This window comes from Mycobacterium basiliense, from assembly GCF_900292015.1.
Lineage (GTDB): Bacteria > Actinomycetota > Actinomycetes > Mycobacteriales > Mycobacteriaceae > Mycobacterium > Mycobacterium basiliense.
Genome location: NZ_LR130759.1, coordinates 4538069 through 4553204 on the forward strand (window position 1 = coordinate 4538069; position 15136 = coordinate 4553204).

Consider the following 15136-nt stretch of genomic DNA (forward strand, 5'->3'; position numbering starts at 1 on the left):
CGGTTCCGATCCCCGCGAGGTCCCCAGGTGTGGCCGCCGCGGCCGGGGCAAGTGCCCACGGCAATTACACACCTGTAATTTCCCTCCCACAAGCACCACACGCCACACGTGTCGCGTTAGCCACAAATTTCTCGGGAGTTTCTTACTCATCGGCGTCCGCGGAATCCGCCCGACGACTCAGAGCCAGCTCGCTTGCCCCTCGCGGATTAACCGCGACACCACCGATCCGTCCACTTCTTCGACGGTGAGAGCAACCAACAGATGATCGCGCCACGCCTTGTCGACCTCGAGGTAGCGACGCAGCAATCCCTCCTCGCGGAAGCCGGCCTTTGCCAGCACCGTGCGGCTGGCCGCATTCTCCGGGCGGACGGTGGCCTCCACTCGATGCAGGCCCACCGGGCCGAAGCAGTGGTCAAGACCGAGCGCCAACGCCCCGGTGGCCACCCCGCCACCGGTATGTGTGCTCGGCACCCAGTAGCCGATCCACGCCGACCGCAGCGCGCCGTGGATGACGTTGCCGACGGTCAGTTGACCGCAGAATCTGCCGTTGAGTTCGATCACATACGGCAGCATGCGCCCCTTACGCGCCTCCGAACGCAGACCCGAACACACCGCGGGCCACGCGGCAACCGAATGCCGGATCGTCCAGTCGCCATTCGCGCTGGGCTCCCAGGGCTCAAGGTAGACGCGGTCAGCCAACCGAATCCGGCTCCACTGCGCCCCGTCCCGCAGCCGCACCGGACGCAACCGGATCACCCCGGCCCGGACACGAAGCGGCCCGATCTCCATCGGCCAACCCGGATGCCGCTGAGTCGAGCGCAACAAATTCACCACACTATGCCGTGGTTGCGCTCAGCCGTGCTGAGCCAGGAAGGCGACGTCGACGATCTCGCCCGTACGAATCTGCTCAGCGCCGGTGGGAACCACAACAAGACAGTTTGCCTCAGCAAGCGTCGCCAGCAGGTGCGAGGACACACCTGGGGTGCCGCCCAAGGCCTGCACCAGGTATTCCCCACTGTCCTGATCACGCATCAGCTGACCGCGCAGGTAACCCTTGCGCCCGGCCACCGAAGTGATCGGCGACAGCGTGCGGGCCTGCACGATGCGGCGCATTGGCTGCCGCTTACCCAGCGACAGCCGGATCAACGGCCGCACCATGACCTCGAACACCACCAGGGCGCTCACCGGGTTGGCCGGTAGCAGGAACGTCGGCACGCGGTCGCGGCCGAGCTGTCCGAAGCCTTGGACGGATCCCGGATGCATTGCCACCCGTACGACTTCCATCTCACCCAGCTCGGAGAGCACCGAACGGACCGCCTCGGCGGCCGCGCCGCCCACCCCGCCGGCGATCACCACGACCTCGGCCCGGTTGAGCTGGCCCTCAACAATCTCACCAAGTTCCTTCGGGTTCTTACTGACGATGCCGACCCGGTTCACCTCCGCCCCGGCGTCTCGGCCAGCGGCCGCCAAGGCGTAGGAGTTGACGTCGTACACCTGACCGTTGCCCGGGGTCCGCGAGATGTCGACCAGCTCGCCACCAACCGTCATGACCGACAGCCGCGGACGGGGGTGCACCAGCACGCGTTCGCGCCCGACCGCGGCCAGCAGACCCACTTGAGCGGGGCCGATGATGGTGCCGGAGCGCACCGCCACGTCACCGGGCTGCACATCGTCACCAGTGTGGCGCACGTAGGCGCCCGAGGGCGCGCCACGCAGCACCCGCACCCGAGTCATCCCACCGTCCGTCCACCGCAACGGCAGGACCGCGTCGGCCAATGTGGGCAGTGGCGCCCCGGTCTGCACGCGGGCGGCCTGGCGGGGCTGCAGCCTGGTCGGCGTGCGCGCACCTGCCTCGATGGTGCCCATCACCGGCAGGGTCACCACGTTGCGGCCCTCAGCGCTCTCGTCGTCGGCGAAAACCTCGGCGCCAACGGTGTCAAGGCTTTGCAGAACACCCAGCACGTCGACGCTGCGCACCGCATACCCGTCGATCGCGGCCTGATCGAACCCGGGCAGCGGGCGTTCGGTGACCACTTCTTCGGCGCACAGCAGCCCTTGCGCCTCGGCGATGGCGACACGCATCGGCCTCGGGGCTACCGCGGCGGACGATATCCGGGCCTGCTGCTCCTCCACAGAACGCACAGCGCGCCTTTCCGTCGAGCCATGTGGGCGAGCTGGACCTGATCGCCCGGCTTCCCTGAGGGGCCGCGCCCTCACCCCGTCCGGCTACTGCTCGGTCAGGCCCAATCGCGCCACCAACCATCGCCGCAAGTCCGGGCCATAGTCGTCACGATCTAATGCAAAGTCAACCGCAGCCTTGAGGTACCCGCCGGGATTTCCCAAGTCGTGTCGGGATCCACGATGCACCACCACATGCACCGGATGGCCCTCGGCAATCAACAGCGCAATCGCGTCGGTCAGCTGCACTTCCCCACCGGCACCACGTTCGATGCGGCGCAACGCATCGAAAATGGCCCGATCCAGCACATAACGCCCCGCGGCCGCATACATCGACGGTGCGTCGGCGGACTTGGGCTTTTCCACCATGCCCTTGACCTTGAGGACGTCGGAATTTTCGCCCCATTCACCATCGGGCACCGGCTCGACGTCGAAAACCCCGTAGGCGCTGATCTCGTCGGGCGCCACCTCAATGGCGCACAAGACGGTGCCGCCCAGGCGGCAGCGCACCTTCGACATCGTCTCCAAGACACCGGTCGGCAGCACCAGGTCGTCAGGCAGCAGCACCGATACCGCATCCTCGTCGTCTGCCAGCGTGGCCTCGACGCAGCCGATCGCGTGTCCCAGCCCGAGCGGCTCGGCCTGTACCACGGACTCGACCTTGATCAGCGCCGGCGCGCGGCGGACCTTGGCCAGCATGGCTGTCTTGCCGCGGGCCTCAAGCGTGCCCTCCAACACCAGGTCTTCGACAAAGTGCGCGACCACCCCGTCCTTACCCTCCGAAGTGACGATCACCAACCGTTCGGCACCGGCGGCGGCCGCCTCGGCGGCTACGAGCTCGATGCCGGGAGTATCGACCACCGGCAGCAGCTCTTTGGGCACCGTCTTGGTCGCGGGCAAAAACCGCGTGCCCAGACCGGCAGCAGGGACGATCGCCGTAAAGGGGATCGCAGCATCGTGTGACACGCTCAAACGATAACCCCCGCCCGGGTTCGCCAAACCGCTCCGGCCCGGTGAAAATCCTGGCCTGTCATCGTTGAGCCATGACAACAGCGGGCAAAGCAGCATTGCGGCAACAGCTAGTGGCCGCCCGGCGCCTGGTTGCCGACGACGTCCGGGCCGCCGAAGCCGCGCTGTTGAGCGGGCACCTAGAGCTCGTCGTCAGCGCCGGCAGCACGGTTTGCGCCTATGTGCCGGTGGGCGCCGAACCTGGCTCGATGGCAATGCTCGATGTGTTGTTGCGGCGCGCAGGGCGCGTGTTGCTGCCGGTGGCACGCACCACAAGTGACAACATTCCGTTGCCGCTGTTGTGGGGCGAATACCGGCCTGGAGAGCTGGTCAGCGGCCGTTGGGGACTGCGGGAACCACCCGAGCCCTGGCTGCCGGAGTCGGCCGTTGCCGACGCCGCCGTGGTGCTTCTGCCCGCGCTAGCGGTGGACCGCCGGGGTGTGCGGCTGGGCAAGGGACTCGGCTTCTACGACCGCTCGCTGACGCGGCCGCATCGGCAAACACGGCTGATCGCGATGATCCGCGATGACGAATTGGTCGACGAGTTGCCATCCGAGCCGCACGACGTGCGCATGACGCACGCGATCACTCCGGGGCGCGGCGTGATCGCATTTCCGGATCGGGAATGACCGAGCTCACGTGGCGGTTCTAGCACTTGACGAGGTAGAGTGCTAACCCAGCCGACAGCATCCGGAGGTTCTCGTGCCGACCTACAGCTACGCGTGCACCCAGTGCGCGGACCGCTTCGACGTTGTCCAGGCCTTCACCGACGATGCGCTGACCACGTGCCAGAAGTGCTCCGGTCGGCTGCGCAAGCTGTTCAACGCGGTAGGCGTGGTGTTCAAAGGCAGCGGTTTTTACCGCACCGACAGCCGCGAATCGACCAAGACATCCAAGGGCTCAACCGAGGGAGCTGCCTCCAGCGACGCCTCCACCACCGCGAGTTCGAACGCCAGCTCGGGCTCCAGTTCGAGCGAGGCCAAATCGTCCGGTTCCGGCGAGAAGTCCACCAGCAGCGCCAAGACCTCGGCTACGGCCGTCTCCAGCTAGCGGGTTATCCACAAACCAGGTCCTCACCCGCACCCGCCGCCGCCGGGTTGCGCCTAGCGTTGCAGCGTGCGGGACTCCATGAATCCAAGTCTGCTCAGCCGGATTTCGATGTCGTTGCGGCCGAACTGGACCCGGACCATCCTGGCGCGGCGTGTCGCCGCGGGCGGCCTCGTCGTCCTGGCCGGCATCGCGGCGCTACGGCCGAATCCGGACGCCGACCGTGCCCAGGTGGTGGTCACCACGCGCGACTTGGGCCCGGGCACGGCGCTGACCGCCGACGATGTCCACGTGGAAATGCGCGCGGCCGCAACCCTTCCCGAAGGTTCCCAGGCGGACCCAAAAGCGGTCGTCGGCGCCACCCTCGCAGGTCCGGCGCGCCGCGGTGAGGTAATCACCGACGTCCGTATCCTGGGCAGTCGGCTGGCCGAGACCACCGCCGGCCCCGGCGCGCGCATCGTGCCGTTACATCTGGCCGACAGCGCACTGATCGATCTGGTCCGGGTCGGTGACGTGGTCGACGTACTGGCCGCGCCGTCCGCCGAGCCCACCGCCGCCTCGCCGGCCGCAAAAGTCGTCGCGACCAACGCGGTCGTCGTTCTGGTGTCGGCAAAGCAGGAGCTCCAGACGCACGGTGACCGCGTAGTGTTGGTTGCGCTGCCGGCTCGTGTGGCGAACACGGTGGCAGGCTCTGCGCTGGGACAGGCGGTGACCATCACCCTGCACTGAGGACCTGACCGCCATTCGGCACCCGATCGTTAGCAAACTCGGTCCAGTCTCGATCCATTCCAGAAGGGGACATCCTCATGCTCAAGGGGTTCAAGGAGTTTCTCTCGCGGGGCAATATCGTCGACCTGGCCGTCGCAGTGGTCATCGGTACGGCGTTCACGGCGTTGGTCACCAAGTTCACCGACAGCATCATCACGCCGTTGATCAACCGAGTGGGCGTCAATCAGCAATCCGATGTCGGCGTGTTGAAGATCAGCATCGGCGGCGGCCAAACCATCGACTTGAACATCGTGCTGTCGGCCACCATCAACTTCGTGCTGATTGCGGCCGTGGTGTACTTCCTGGTCGTGCTGCCGTACAACACCCTGCGCAAGAAGGGCGAGGTCGAACAGGCCGATGACGCCCAAATCGTCCTGCTTACGGAAATCCGCGACCTACTGGCAGATACGAATGCCGCGAACCCGTCCGGTAGGCACGGCGGCCCCGGCGCGGGCGGGTCACCGCCGCCGAACCACGGGCCCCGGGCAGACAGCTGAGCCGCGGCCGGGCCGGGAGTCAGATCTCCAGGCTGGACAACTGTCCGATGATGTGAGTGGCTAGCGGATTGAGCGTCGCCATTCCGTCTCGCACGGCATAACGGGATCCGGCAAGGTTGACCACCAGCGTGCTGCCGGATACCCCGGCCAGGCCGCGTGACAATCCGGCGTCGGTAATCCCCGCGGACAACCCGGAGGCGCGGACCGCCTCGGCGATACCAAGGATCTCCCGGTCGAGAATGTCGCGGGTAGCTTCCGGGGCAACATCGCGCGGAGTCACGCCGGTGCCACCCACCGACACCACCAGATCCACGCCGCCGATCACCGCGGTATTCAGCGCGTTCCGGATCTCCACCTCGTCGGCCTCGACCGCAATCACACCGTCGACGACGAAGCCGGCCTCGGTGAGCAGCTCGGTGACCAGCGGGCCGCTATGGTCCTCGTCGCCGTGGGCAGTGCGATCGTCGACGACGACGACAAGTGCCCGTCCGACTATCAACTCCGCGTCCTTCTCCATGGGTGCAACCGTATATCCGAGGTCGGACAGCTGCGCGTCGGCGTTCATCACTGTTCCGCCTTGCCGAGCGTGACCTGCACGGTGCGATTGCCACCGGCCGGATCCTGGAAGGTCAGCGACACCTTGTCGCCGGGCGCCTTGGACCGTACGGCCGCCACCAACGCGTCGGCGCTGTTGATCGGGCGGTCGTCGACCTTGGTCACGACAACACCCTTAGGCACGCCGGCGGTCGCGGCCGCACCGCCCTGGACCACCTCGACGACCTTGGCACCCGGAATACCTTTGTCGGTGGTGACCTGGACGCCCAGCGACGCGTGCGACGCCTTACCGGTGCTGATCAGCTCGTCAGCGATGCGCTTAGCCTGATCAACCGGAATCGCAAAGCCGAGGCCGATCGAACCACTCTGCGCGTCGCCCGAATCCGCACCCAACGTGGCGATAGCCGAGTTGATCCCGACCAACTGGGCGTTCATGTTGACCAGCGCACCACCGGAGTTACCCGGGTTGATCGCAGCATCGGTCTGAATCGCGTCCAGCACGGTGTTCTGGTTACCCGCCTCGCCGGTGGTGGACACCGGGCGGTTGAGGGCGCTGACGATCCCCGTGGTCACGGTGCCGGCCAGGCCGAGCGGTGAGCCGATCGCCAGTACCGGCTGACCGACCCGCAGATCCGAGGAGGACCCCAAGGCAATCGGCGTCAGGCCGCTGACCCCCGAGACCCGGATGACCGCGATATCGCTGGTGGGATCGGCCCCGACCACCTTGAACGGGGCGGTGCGACCGTCGTAGAAGGTCACCGTGGTCTTCGGCTCCGGACTGCCCGCGGGCGGCTTGGCGGCGGCCGCGACGACGTGGTTGTTGGTCATGATCAGCCCATCGGCCGACAGGATGACGCCGGAGCCCTCCTCCGACTGACGGCCCAGATCGGTCTCGAGCATGACGACGCTGGGCACCACCTTGGACGCCACCTGCTCGACCGAGCCCGGCGGCATGTTTGCTGCTGGAACGCTCGGTGCTCCACTGGCGACCACTCCGCCATCGTTGGATGCTACCGGCGACCGGTTGAGTTCGATGATCGATGCGGCCGCACCGCCGATGCCGGCGGACACCACCGCAATCACCACCGCACCAACGGCCAACATGCCCGCGCGTGGCCGCCGTTGCTGAATCACCGTGGGCGGGGGCGCCATTGGCGGCAACATGCCGGGTATTGGTCCCGGTCCAGTGCCGCCAGGCACGGCGCCTTGCCCGGTGCCTCCCGGTATCGGCCCCGAGCCGGTGCCGCCCCGCAGGGGCCCCGGGCCCGTGCCAGTTAGGGTGTCGTAGGGCTGACCGAGCGGCGGCCGGGGCTGATGATAACGCCAGTCGAACTGCTGGTTGTAAGTTTGCTGTGGCCCCTGGGCATAGGCGGGAGGCACAGGCTGGTTAGGCGCGTTACGATATCCCGGCTGCTGCGGCGGTGGCGAATACCTCGGGTGATTCGTCATGTCGCTAAGTCGCTCTTCCTCTACTTGGGCTTGGTCGGCCATGCACCGTTGGCATGGAGCTGATTTGTCAACAGTAACTGCACCACTACCTTGCGCGCGCGGACTGAGATTCCACTGAGATAACGTTCGCCGAACCCGTAGAGTTCGCGCCCTCCCGCAGACCGGCCTTTGTACGGTTGGCCTGGCCGTCGGCCCCGGGACCGACCGGCGCCGGCGGGTAGGCCGGATCCGGCATCGGGCGCCCGGGAAGCAGCATGTATATCGACGTTCCCGGTGGCTGACCACCCGCGACGGTGTCTTCCACGCGCAGCGACCCGCCGTGATTGAGCACCACCTGCTTGACAATCGCCAGACCCAGGCCCGACCCGGGCATCGCCCGCGCCGATGCGGATCGGTAGAAGCGTTCGAACACCAGCCGCCGCTCTTGTGGGGGAATCCCCGGTCCGTGGTCAGAAACCACCAGTTCGGCGTGCGACGGATCAAGCTGGGTCAGCCGGACACCAACGTGGCTGCCCGGCGGACTCCACTTCGCCGCGTTGTCCATCAAGTTCAGTGCCGCCCGCGACAACCCGGCGGCATCGCCATAGACCTGCCAGGGAATCACGGCGACGTCGAAGTGAATGTCGTTGCGGCGCCGCCTGACCCGTTCCAGACTGCGGTCGACCACTTCGGCCATATCGACCGGCTCGTGCACCACGACCCCGGCGTCGCCACGGGTCAGGTCCACCAAGTCGCCCACCAGTGTGGACAATTCCTCGATCTGGGCCAACACATCGGCGCGCAGGTCAACCATCTCCTGCTCGGGCAGCCGAGGCGCTCCAGGCGCCATGGACGCCATCAGCAGTTCGACGTTGGTGCGCAGCGAGGTCAACGGCGTCCGCAACTCGTGTCCGGCGTCGCTGACCAGCCGTGCCTGTCGCTCCCTGGACTCGGCCAGCGCCCGCAGCATCAGGTTGAATGCCTCGGTCAGCCTTGCTAATTCGTCACTGCCGAACACCGGAATGGGCCGCAGGTCGTCGGTTCGGGCCACCCGTTCGGCGGCTTCGGTGAGGCGACCCACCGGACGCAGCCCGGCCCGAGTCACCATCCCACCGGCGACCGCGGCGACCGCGACGCCGACGCCGCCGACGATCAGCAGCACCGCACGCAGTTTGGTCATCACCGCTTCGGTCGGCTTCAGGCTCTTGGAGATCAGCAGCGAACTGCCGTTGGGCAGGTGAATGGCGAGCACCCGCTGATCGGATACGGTGCGCCGGGACAGGAATAGTTCGCCGCGAATGACCGCTTTCTCCGGTGTCCCGACGGGCAGGGTCTGCCCCGGTTGGTTGGCGGTGTAGATCGACCGGCCCGGGTTGACCAGCATCGCATTAACATCCGAATACGCGGTGCCCTCGATGGCTTTGCCCGGATCGGCCGCCAGCGAGCCACTGGCGATCAGCAATTGCGCCCTGCTCTGCAGCTGGTTGTCGATGTCGCTGTAGAGCGCCGCCGAGATTACCGCGTAGACGGCGAAAGACATTAGTACGACCACCATGGCGACCATGGACATCGCCAACAGCATCACCCGCCACCGCAGCGACAGCGAGCTGGTGGCTCGCAGCGGTGCGCGCGGTCGCCGACGGAACCAATGCATCAGGGCGGCGTTTCGCGTAGCACGTAACCCACTCCGCGCACGGTATGGATCAGCCGCGGCTCGCCGTCGGCCTCGGTTTTTCGACGTAAATACCCCACGTAAACCTCGAGCGCGTTGCCCGAAGTCGGAAAGTCAAAGCCCCACACCTCTTCAAGGATGCGGCTTCGGGTCAGCACGCGTCGCGGATTAGCGATAAGCATTTCCAGCAATGCGAACTCGGTGCGGGTGAGGCTGATGCGTCGGGTTCCGCGCGTCACCTCGCGGGTTACCGGGTCCAGGCTGAGGTCGGAGAAGCGCATGGCAACCGACTCGGCAACATCCTCTGGTTTTGTGCGCCGCAGCAATGCCCGCATCCGCGCCAACAATTCTTCGAGCGCGAACGGCTTGGGCAGGTAGTCATCGGCACCGGCGTCGAGGCCGGCGACCCGCTCGGAAACCGAGTCACGGGCGGTCAGCACCAAAATGGGCAAGTCGTCGCCGGTGCTACGCAGTTGACGGCACACCTCCAGCCCGTCCAGACGCGGCATCATGACGTCCAGGACGAGCGCGTCCGGGCGGTCGCTGGCAATCATGTCGAGCGCCTCGAGTCCATCGTGGGCGAGCTCGACCGAGTAACCGTTGAAGGAAAGCGACCTGCGCAGCGACTCGCGCACCGCGCGATCGTCGTCGACGACAAGAATCCGCACGGTCATTAGTTTCGTACTATCGCCTGAGAGCGGCCTGAGAGGCGCGCCGAGGTGGCCGCGCCCGCCGGCCTGGCCGGCCAGGATCGCTGCAACACGCCGGGAGCCCAGCAGCATTTCCGGTGCCGCGATTTGCGCGTGTTGTCACATCCGTCACATTTTTCTCTGGCCGGATGCATGCCCCTGATTGCCCGCCTCTGCGCGACTTTGGGCAAACAACGGGAACGCGGTGCGGCGCATGCGGCACCGCGATTGCGGTAGCTCACCCCGTTGTCGCTATTAGGCGGGCAGAAAGGCAGCCGGCCAGACAGAGACTCGTGTGACAACTGCAACCACTGAGGTGGTGGTGGCGGTGGTGGCGGTGGTGGCCGACGACTAGCGCCGGTCGAGATCGATGAGACCGAGCCGGGCGGCCTTGAGCAGCCGACGAGGCACTTTGCGCTTCTGACCGGCCACAGTCACGCCCACGAGTTCGGCCGGGGCGGCCTTCCACTGCGAGCGCCGGCTCCGGGTATTCGCACGCGACATCCTGCGCTTGGGTGTGGCCATGGTCGGGCCTAACTCCTCGATTGGGGTTTTGGTCGGGTCTATCGCGCGGCGTGGCCACTTGGCCGAACGGCGACGATCGCCCTTGAGGATAGTCGGTGACCTGCTGGTCGCCAAAATGCGGCAGTCACGGCTCCATTAACGGGGTATGCCAAGGGAGGCGGACATCACACCGGCCGATGCATCCGGCTATGCTGACCTACCGGTTGGTTGGTTCGCTGTATCGGTGATCCCAATGAGGGGAGGACACGCATGGCTTCTGTATCCGACGCGCCTGGCGCCGTGCGGATCGCGAACTGCTCTGGTTTCTATGGAGACCGGCTGTCAGCCATGCGGGAAATGCTCACCGGCGGCGGTGTCGATCACCCGGTGGACTTTGTCACCGGCGACTACTTGGCCGAGTTGACCATGCTGATCCTGGGCCGCGACCGAATGAAGAACCCCGAGCGTGGCTATGCCAAGGCCTTCCTGACCCAACTCGAAGACTGCCTCGGGTTGGCTCACGACCGCGGAGTGCGCATCGTCGCCAACGCCGGCGGCCTGAACCCGGCCGGGCTGGCCGACGCAATACGGGCCCTGTCCGAGCGCCTGGGCATCCCCGCGCGGGTGGCCCACGTCGAAGGCGACGATCTGCAACCGCGCGCTACGGAATTGGGCCTCGGCACACCATTGACGGCCAACGCCTATCTGGGGGCCTGGGGCATCGCCGACTGCCTCAAAGCCGGAGCCGACGTGGTGGTCACCGGCAGGGTTACCGATGCTTCGGTGATCGTGGGATCCGCGGCGGCACACTTCGACTGGGGCCGCACTGACTACAACCAGCTGGCCGGCGCCGTGGTCGCCGGACACGTCATCGAATGCGGTGTGCAAGCCACCGGCGGCAACTTCTCGTTCTTCACCGAAGTCGCCGACCTCACCCACGCCGGCTTCCCGCTGGCCGAGGTCAACGCCGATGGCTCCGCGGTGATCACCAAACATCCCGGCACGGGCGGCCTGGTCAGCGTCGACACCGTGACCGCGCAGCTGCTCTATGAGATCTCCGGCGCTCGATATGCCAACCCGGACGTCACCGCCCGGATGGACAGCATCGAGCTGTCCGCCGACGGCCCAGACCGGGTGCGCATCAGCGGGGTGGTCGGCGAGCCGCCACCGCCCACCCTCAAGGTGTCGACGAACAGCATCGGCGGATTCCGCAACTCCATGACCTTCGTGCTGACCGGTCTGGATATCGAGGCCAAGGCCGACTTGGTACGCCACCAGCTAGAGGCCGCCCTGACCGTCAAACCCGCCGAACTCGAGTGGACGCTCGCCCGCACCGATCACCCCGACGCCGACACCGAAGAAACCGCCAGCGCTTTACTGCGCTGCGTGGTACGCGATCCCGACCCTGCCAACGTAGGCCGCCAGTTCTCCTCGGCAGCGGTCGAATTGGCGCTGGCCAGTTATCCGGGCTTCACTTCCACCGCCCCGCCAAGCGATGGTCAGGTGTACGGCGTATTCGTGCCGGGTTACGTCGACGCCAAACTGGTGCCCCACATCGCTGTGCACCCCGATGGGACTCGCACTGAGATTCCCTGCGCCACCGATACCTTGAAGCTGGCACCGGCGGATCCCCCGCCCCTGCCCGATCCACTGCCGGTCGGGCCGATCCGGCGCGCGCCGCTGGGCCTGATTGCCGGCGCCCGCAGCGGCGACAAGGGCGGCTCGGCCAACGTCGGAGTGTGGGTCCGCACCGACGACCAATGGCGCTGGCTGGCCAATACGATGACCGTCGAGCTACTCAAGCAGCTGCTTCCTGAGACGGCCGACCTCGAGGTCACCCGCCATGTTTTGCCCAACTTGCGGGCGGTGAACTTCGTCATCGAGGGCATCCTCGGTCAGGGCGTCGCCTACCAGGCACGATTTGATCCGCAGGCCAAGGGGCTGGGCGAATGGTTACGCAGCCGCCACGTCGATATCCCGGAGAGCCTGTTATGAGCATCTGGACCACACCCGAGCGCGAGCAGCTGCGAAGGACCGTGCACTCGTTCGCCGAACGGGAGATCCTTCCCCACATCGATGATTGGGAACGCATCGGCGAATTGCCGCGTGACCTGCACCGGCGCGCAGGCGCCGCCGGACTGTTGGGCGCAAACTTTCCCGAGGCGGTCGGCGGCGGCGGCGGCGACGGCGCCGATTCGGTGATCATCTGCGAGGAGATGCACCAGGCCGGAGCACCGGGCGGAGTCTTCGCGTCACTGTTCACCTGTGGAATCGCGGTGCCGCACATGATCGCATCGGGTGATCAGCGGCTGATCGACACCTTCGTGCGCCCGACACTGACCGGCGAGAAGATCGGCGCGCTGGCCATCACCGAACCCGGCGGCGGCTCTGACGTCGGGCATCTACGAACCAGCGCGGTGCGAGACGGCGACCACTATGTGGTCAACGGCGCCAAGACCTACATCACATCCGGGGTCCGCGCAGACTACGTGGTGACCGCGGTGCGCACCGGCGGACCTGGCGCCGCAGGAGTCTCGCTGCTGGTGATCGAGAAGGGCACACCCGGATTCGAGGTCAGCCGCAAACTGGACAAGATGGGCTGGCGCTCCTCAGACACCGCAGAGCTGTCCTACACCGATGTGCGGGTTCCGGCCACCAATCTGGTCGGCACCGAGAACAGCGGGTTCGCCCAGATTGGGCAGGCGTTCGTCGCCGAAAGAATAGGCCTTGCCGCCCAGGCCTATTCGAGTGCGCAGCGGTGCCTGGACATCACCGTGCAGTGGTGCCGCGACCGGGAGACATTCGGCCGGCCGCTGATCTCCCGACAATCGGTGCAGAACACGCTAGCCGAGATGGCCCGCCGCATCGACGTCGCTCGCGTCTATTCGCGCCAACTGGTCGAGCGCCAGCTCGCCGGCGAAACCAGCCTGATCCCGCAGGTGTGTTTCGCCAAGAACACCGCCGTGGAGGCCGGCGAATGGGTGGCCCATCAGGCCGTCCAGCTTTTCGGCGGCATGGGCTACATGGCCGAATCCGAAGTCGAACGCCAATACCGGGATATGCGGATACTCGGTATCGGCGGCGGGACCACAGAAATACTGACCGCACTGGCCGCCAAACTGTTGGGGTATCAATCATGATCGCACCACCTCTCGTGCACCGTTCCACTCCGAATCGTCGGCGGTGGTCGTGACCGTATTGCAGTCCACGCTCGACTCGAGCGCTGACACCTTCACCGAGGCAGCGTCGGCAACAACGGCGAAGCTTGACGAGATCGACGCCGAGCTTGCCAAAGCCCTTGAGGGTGGCGGGCCCAAGTATGTCGATCGTCACCACGCTCGCGGTAAGCTCACAGCCCGCGAACGCATCGAACTGCTCGTCGACCCGGACTCCCCGTTTCTTGAGTTGAGTCCGCTTGCCGCGTGGGGCAGTTCATTCCGGGTAGGCGCAAGCCTGGTTACCGGCATCGGCGCGGTGTGCGGCGTGGAGTGCATGATCGTGGCCAACGACCCAACGGTCAAAGGCGGCACCAGCAATCCTTGGACACTCCGAAAGATACTGCGAGCCAACCAGATCGCATTCGAGAACCGGTTGCCCGTCGTCTCGCTGGTGGAGTCCGGCGGCGCGGATCTGCCCACCCAGAAGGAAATCTTCATCCCCGGCGGACAGATGTTCCGCGACTTGACCCGCCTCTCAGCAGCCGGAATCCCCACCATCGCCTTGGTATTCGGAAACTCCACGGCCGGTGGCGCCTACGTCCCCGGGATGTCGGACCACGTCGTGATGATCAAGGAGCGGTCCAAAGTGTTCCTGGCCGGTCCACCGCTGGTCAAGATGGCCACCGGTGAGGAGTCCGACGACGAATCTCTCGGCGGCGCCGAAATGCACGCCCGGATATCGGGTTTGGCGGACTACTTTGCAGTCGACGAACTCGACGCCATCCGCATCGGCCGCCGAATCGTGTCGCGGCTCAACTGGGCTAAGCAGGGACCCACCCCCGGGCGGGTCATCGAACCACGCTTCGATGCCGAGGAACTCATCGGCATCGTGCCCGCCGACCTGCGCATCCCATTCGACCCTCGGGAAGTCATCGCCCGCATTGTCGACGGCTCGGAGTTCGACGAATTCAAGCCGCTGTACGGGTCATCGCTGGTGACCGGCTGGGCCAGGCTGCACGGCTACCCGGTGGGCATCCTGGCCAACGCCCGCGGTGTGCTGTTCAGCGAGGAGTCACAGAAGGCCACCCAGTTCATCCAGCTGGCCAATCGGGCCGACACACCACTGCTGTTCTTGCACAACACCACCGGCTACATGGTGGGCAAGGACTACGAAGAGGGCGGGATGATCAAGCACGGGTCGATGATGATCAACGCCGTGTCCAACTCCAAGGTCCCGCACATCTCTCTACTGCTCGGCGCGTCCTACGGCGCGGGACACTACGGCATGTGCGGGCGCGCCTATGACCCACGGTTCCTCTTCGCCTGGCCCAGCGCCAAGTCCGCGGTGATGGGCGGTGCCCAACTGTCCGGTGTGCTGTCGATCGTCGCCCGGGCAGCGGCCGAAGCCCGCGGGCAGCAGGTGGACGAAGCAGCGGACGCAGCGATGCGGGCTGCGGTTGAGGGCCAGATTGAGGCCGAATCGCTGCCGCTGGTGTTGTCCGGAATGCTCTATGACGACGGGGTGATCGACCCGCGCGACACCCGCACTGTACTGGGAATGTGTTTGTCCGCCATTGCCAATGGCCCGATCGAGGGGACGTCGAACTTCGGCGTCTTCCGGATGTGATGTCA

The 15136-nt window shown here is 66.2% G+C and carries 15 protein-coding genes; 7 read left to right on the forward strand and 8 right to left on the reverse strand.

Going from position 1 to position 15136, the window contains the following annotated elements:
* Window positions 1-177: 177 nt before the first annotated feature.
* The 3 genes from MB901379_RS19135 to MB901379_RS19145 form a co-directional block, all read right to left on the reverse strand.
* On the reverse strand, window positions 178-831 hold the full coding sequence (locus MB901379_RS19135) for a GNAT family N-acetyltransferase (RefSeq protein ID WP_197717831.1): 654 nt from the start codon (window positions 829-831) through the stop codon (window positions 178-180).
* Window positions 832-852: 21 nt separating this feature from the next.
* Window positions 853-2142 (reverse strand): molybdotransferase-like divisome protein Glp, encoded by a 1290-nt coding sequence (gene glp / locus MB901379_RS19140; protein WP_158018046.1) that lies wholly within the window; start codon window positions 2140-2142, stop codon window positions 853-855.
* Window positions 2143-2226: 84 nt separating this feature from the next.
* Window positions 2227-3144, reverse strand: coding sequence for a UTP--glucose-1-phosphate uridylyltransferase (locus MB901379_RS19145; RefSeq protein ID WP_158018047.1), 918 nt, complete (start codon window positions 3142-3144; stop codon window positions 2227-2229).
* 77 nt (window positions 3145-3221) lie between these two features.
* Here MB901379_RS19145 and MB901379_RS19150 point away from each other — a divergent pair, with 77 nt between their 5' ends.
* The 4 genes from MB901379_RS19150 (at window position 3222) to mscL (ending at window position 5498) form a co-directional block, all read left to right on the forward strand.
* A complete protein-coding gene (locus MB901379_RS19150) occupies window positions 3222-3815 on the forward strand; it encodes a 5-formyltetrahydrofolate cyclo-ligase (protein WP_158018048.1) in 594 nt (197 codons plus the stop codon).
* Between the two features lie 73 nt (window positions 3816-3888).
* Window positions 3889-4236, forward strand: coding sequence for an FmdB family zinc ribbon protein (locus tag MB901379_RS19155; protein WP_158018049.1), 348 nt, complete (start codon window positions 3889-3891; stop codon window positions 4234-4236).
* Window positions 4237-4314: 78 nt separating this feature from the next.
* Window positions 4315-4962 (forward strand): SAF domain-containing protein, encoded by a 648-nt coding sequence (locus MB901379_RS19160; protein WP_158019313.1) that lies wholly within the window; start codon window positions 4315-4317, stop codon window positions 4960-4962.
* 77 nt (window positions 4963-5039) lie between these two features.
* Window positions 5040-5498 carry a large-conductance mechanosensitive channel protein MscL gene (gene mscL / locus MB901379_RS19165; RefSeq protein ID WP_158018050.1) on the forward strand — a complete coding sequence of 153 codons (459 nt, stop codon included), beginning with the start codon at window positions 5040-5042 and terminating at the stop codon, window positions 5496-5498.
* Window positions 5499-5517: 19 nt separating this feature from the next.
* Here the strand turns inward: mscL and MB901379_RS19170 are convergent, their stop codons facing one another.
* The 5 genes from MB901379_RS19170 to rpmF form a co-directional block, all read right to left on the reverse strand.
* On the reverse strand, window positions 5518-6063 hold the full coding sequence (locus MB901379_RS19170; protein ID WP_158018051.1) for a MogA/MoaB family molybdenum cofactor biosynthesis protein: 546 nt from the start codon (window positions 6061-6063) through the stop codon (window positions 5518-5520).
* Window positions 6063-7544: a trypsin-like peptidase domain-containing protein gene (locus tag MB901379_RS19175; protein WP_158018052.1), complete on the reverse strand. Its 1482-nt coding sequence runs from the start codon at window positions 7542-7544 to the stop codon at window positions 6063-6065. Before MB901379_RS19175 ends, MB901379_RS19170 begins: the two co-directional genes overlap by 1 nt.
* Before the next feature lie 43 nt (window positions 7545-7587).
* The gene (locus MB901379_RS19180) at window positions 7588-9135 is read right to left on the reverse strand and encodes a HAMP domain-containing sensor histidine kinase (protein ID WP_158018053.1); all 1548 of its coding nucleotides are present in this window, start codon (window positions 9133-9135) and stop codon (window positions 7588-7590) included.
* A complete protein-coding gene (gene mprA / locus MB901379_RS19185) occupies window positions 9135-9821 on the reverse strand; it encodes a two-component system response regulator MprA (protein WP_162334485.1) in 687 nt (228 codons plus the stop codon). The genes MB901379_RS19180 and mprA overlap by 1 nt, the downstream gene beginning before the upstream one ends.
* A 372-nt stretch (window positions 9822-10193) precedes the next feature.
* Window positions 10194-10367 carry a 50S ribosomal protein L32 gene (gene rpmF / locus MB901379_RS19190; RefSeq protein WP_158018054.1) on the reverse strand — a complete coding sequence of 58 codons (174 nt, stop codon included), beginning with the start codon at window positions 10365-10367 and terminating at the stop codon, window positions 10194-10196.
* A 279-nt stretch (window positions 10368-10646) separates the two neighbouring features.
* Between rpmF and MB901379_RS19195 the strand changes: the two genes are divergently transcribed.
* The 3 genes from MB901379_RS19195 to MB901379_RS19205 are packed head-to-tail and all read left to right on the forward strand — an operon-like array spanning window position 10647 to window position 15131.
* Complete coding sequence (locus tag MB901379_RS19195) at window positions 10647-12341, forward strand: acyclic terpene utilization AtuA family protein (RefSeq protein ID WP_158019315.1); 1695 nt, start codon at window positions 10647-10649, stop codon at window positions 12339-12341.
* Entirely contained in the window at window positions 12338-13486 is a 1149-nt protein-coding gene (locus MB901379_RS19200) for an acyl-CoA dehydrogenase family protein (RefSeq protein ID WP_158018055.1), read from the forward strand. Before MB901379_RS19195 ends, MB901379_RS19200 begins: the two co-directional genes overlap by 4 nt.
* Before the next feature lie 49 nt (window positions 13487-13535).
* Window positions 13536-15131: an acyl-CoA carboxylase subunit beta gene (locus MB901379_RS19205; RefSeq protein ID WP_158018056.1), complete on the forward strand. Its 1596-nt coding sequence runs from the start codon at window positions 13536-13538 to the stop codon at window positions 15129-15131.
* The last annotated feature ends 5 nt before the right edge of the window (window positions 15132-15136 follow it).

Coding starts and splice junctions, on each gene's coding strand:
- MB901379_RS19150 (WP_158018048.1), top strand. CDS start 3,222: ATGACAACAGCGGGCAAAGCAGCATTGCGGCAACAGCTAGTGGCCGCC.
- MB901379_RS19160 (WP_158019313.1), top strand. CDS start 4,315: ATGAATCCAAGTCTGCTCAGCCGGATTTCGATGTCGTTGCGGCCGAAC.
- mscL (WP_158018050.1), top strand. CDS start 5,040: ATGCTCAAGGGGTTCAAGGAGTTTCTCTCGCGGGGCAATATCGTCGAC.
- MB901379_RS19170 (WP_158018051.1), bottom strand. CDS start 6,063: ATGAACGCCGACGCGCAGCTGTCCGACCTCGGATATACGGTTGCACCC.
- MB901379_RS19175 (WP_158018052.1), bottom strand. CDS start 7,544: ATGGCCGACCAAGCCCAAGTAGAGGAAGAGCGACTTAGCGACATGACG.
- MB901379_RS19180 (WP_158018053.1), bottom strand. CDS start 9,135: ATGCATTGGTTCCGTCGGCGACCGCGCGCACCGCTGCGAGCCACCAGC.
- rpmF (WP_158018054.1), bottom strand. CDS start 10,367: ATGGCCACACCCAAGCGCAGGATGTCGCGTGCGAATACCCGGAGCCGG.
- MB901379_RS19200 (WP_158018055.1), top strand. CDS start 12,338: ATGAGCATCTGGACCACACCCGAGCGCGAGCAGCTGCGAAGGACCGTG.